Origin of the sequence: Hydrocoleum sp. CS-953 (assembly GCF_002260545.1) — a bacterium.
GTDB lineage: Bacteria > Cyanobacteriota > Cyanobacteriia > Cyanobacteriales > Microcoleaceae > Trichodesmium.
Genome location: NZ_LGSU01000312.1, coordinates 1 through 2,721 on the forward strand (window position 1 = coordinate 1; position 2,721 = coordinate 2,721).

A 2,721-nucleotide genomic window follows, 5' to 3' on the forward strand; every position below is an offset into this window, starting at 1 on the left:
ATCCTGGACTAGCAGATACAATTCAAAAACAACATCAGGCAATTATCAATACTGAAGGTATGCCACCTACAGATATGAGTGATGTAGTTTCTAGAATAGTTTCTTACCTGCAAACAACTCAGAACAAATGATTGCCATAAATAGACAAACAAGGGAACTGTGGGAATTAGAAGGTCAAGCATTACGAGTCAGTCGCAACCTCAATGCTAACAAATTGCAGGCATTTTTACGGATGGCACAGAAAGTAGACGAGCAAGATGAAACAAACCCTATTGCTTCTCTCCAAGTAGCAGCTTTATCTGAAACTTTAGGGCAAATGTTAGATTTACCAACCCTGAAATTGCGACGTTTGCGGTTGGCAGGATTATTATTTCGAGTTGGATTAGTTTCAGCACCAAAAGAAGTATTTACTAAAACACCTAATGAATTAGATGATAAAAGTCTAAATTTTTGGCAGGAAAAGAGTGTACTTGGCGCTCAATTATTAGCAGCAATGCCAGAATTAGCACCAGTCACTAACATTATTGCTCATCATTTAGAATATTGGGATGGTAGTGGTAAACCAGATGGTCTGAGGGAAGAAGAAATACCTATAGAGTCTCGTATTCTTGGTTTAGTATCTTACTTCCAAGAGCTGACACAACCACGGGGTAGACGTGCTGCTCTTACTTTAGGAGATGCACTAAAAATTTGTAGCGATCGCAGTGGCACTTATTTTGACCCTACCTTAGTAGAAACTCTCAGTAATGTGATTCGATTAACAGAAATGGGTCTGATGGAATTACCTGAAAGGCCACGTCAATTACCTAATGTGTGGTTAGAAGAAGCAATTAGCGCCAAAACATCAGTACATTAATAATAATTGAGAATTGATAATTATATCAAATAGGTCACGGAGGCTTGAAAGATTGAATTTTCTTTTTTTTTATCCCTTTTAAAGGGCAACCTTGAGACCTACTGAATCTGGTTAGAAAAATAGTAAGAGTAATTTTTATGTCATAGTTAGCCAAATATGCTAAATTTTTGAACCAGAGCTACCGAAGATATTCCCACTTTTTGATACCTAAAGAGGCACCTTTTATTTGTAAAGACTTTTAGATTAAGAGAGCAAACCCTAATTATCAATTATCCATTATTAATTATCCATTAATTAGGTCATATTGACACATAAAGCTTAAAATACTCTAATAACTGGTTGAAATTCTATCCCTTGTAAAACCCACAGAGATGATTTCAACAAAAAGCGAAAACTTAACATCCAAATAATTGATAAAGATGAATGAATTAAAATCTCTTGACATTTCAGCAGTTCGAGCAGGTAAAATTAAAGATTTAGCAAATGCTCACCTCCCTGGTGCGGATTTAGCTGGAACTCAACTTCCAGAAGTAGACTTTAACCAAGCTCACTTAGTTGGAGTTAATTTTGCTGGTGCAAATCTACAAAGAGCAAAATTGAGAGCTAATCTTCGGGGTGTAGATTTTACTGGTGCTGACTTGAAAGGAGCAGACTTTCGTAATGCAGATTTACGGGGTGCTATTTTTATCGATGCTCAACTTAGAGAAGCTAGCTTTGCAGGAGCATTCTTAAATGGAGCTATCTTTAACAATTTAGACCTCAGTGGTCTTGATTTTCGGGGAGCTGACTTACGAGGAGTGAATTTGATCAGAGCAAATTTGTTTCAAGCAGAGTTTAGTAGTGCTAATCTTTCTGGTGCAGACTTATCCCAAGCAGATTTAGAAGAGGCTAATCTAAGTGGGGCGATACTCCGAGGCACAAACTTACAAAGAGCGAATTTGCTCTGTGCTGTAGTAGAAAAGGCTGACTTAACCGGGACTTTATTAACTGATGCTTGTGTCCAAGGCACACCTCTGGATTAAGTCAAGTTAAAAATCAAAAGTCAAAAGTCAAACGTTTGATTTTCTTGTCTACCCTACCTTTTGTACGGATAACTATACCATATTGCAAGTTTCAAGAAAGTAGCTTTACTACATATCCTCTAGCTGCAAAAATATCAAAGTGTAAAATAGTGTTCACGCTCAAAGCATTAATCAATAGACATAGGCGTGAAAATTAAAAATAAAATCAATTCCCCCATGCGAAATTATCTATTATTTCTTCCTGTTCCCTATTCCCTCCATACCTATTCCCTCCATACCTGTTCCCTCTTTAATAGATAAATCCTATAAGGATAGTTATTCAGACTACCTCATTTACTTTCTTTTCTGATTAAAAAATTTAAAGTATAGTACAGCTTATTATTTACATAAGTACAAATAAATTTACACAAGTCAAAGTAAATTTTACAATTCTTCACAAAAAGGTTATAATATCCGTGAAGGTACATATTGAAAAATTATGGTGACGGCATTGTTTACGAGTACACCAATGCAAAATCAAAGTGGCGACCGCCTAGTTAGCAAGGTAGCAGGAGCAGCAATTGCAGCTCTGTTTAGAAGCTCTGATCAAGTCGAAGCCAATGTCCGCGCCGAGCCAGTGGCCAAACTCTTACAGGGTAGTCTGGATGGGTTTGATTTCATAGGCAAAGGAATGCAGATGTATAATGGCCTTCGCATAGAAGTCATGGAACTTTACCTGCAAGCTATATCGATAGACTTCAGTGCAATTTTTACAGGTAAAGTAAAACTCAAGCAACCTATCCAGGCCACGATGAGGACAGTATTAAGTGAGTCAGATTTGACCACCTCTTTTAATACTCCATT

At 37.0% G+C, this 2,721-nt stretch carries 4 protein-coding genes; all 4 read left to right on the forward strand.

The genetic code is table 11. From position 1 onward, the window contains the following. Positions 1-59 precede the first annotated feature (59 nt). The gene (locus AFK68_RS43810; RefSeq protein ID WP_305778123.1) at positions 60-131 is read left to right on the forward strand and encodes a hypothetical protein; all 72 of its coding nucleotides are present in this window, start codon (positions 60-62) and stop codon (positions 129-131) included. After that, positions 128-856 (forward strand): HD-GYP domain-containing protein, encoded by a 729-nt coding sequence (locus AFK68_RS02860; RefSeq protein ID WP_305778122.1) that lies wholly within the window; start codon positions 128-130, stop codon positions 854-856. The genes AFK68_RS43810 and AFK68_RS02860 overlap by 4 nt, the downstream gene beginning before the upstream one ends. A gap of 419 nt (positions 857-1,275) precedes the next feature. Beyond that, complete coding sequence (locus AFK68_RS02865; RefSeq protein WP_094671476.1) at positions 1,276-1,878, forward strand: pentapeptide repeat-containing protein; 603 nt, start codon at positions 1,276-1,278, stop codon at positions 1,876-1,878. Positions 1,879-2,356: 478 nt separating this feature from the next. Beyond that, positions 2,357-2,721 (forward strand): DUF2993 domain-containing protein (locus AFK68_RS02870; RefSeq protein WP_143437457.1); only part of this gene is annotated, 365 nt, incomplete at its 3' end.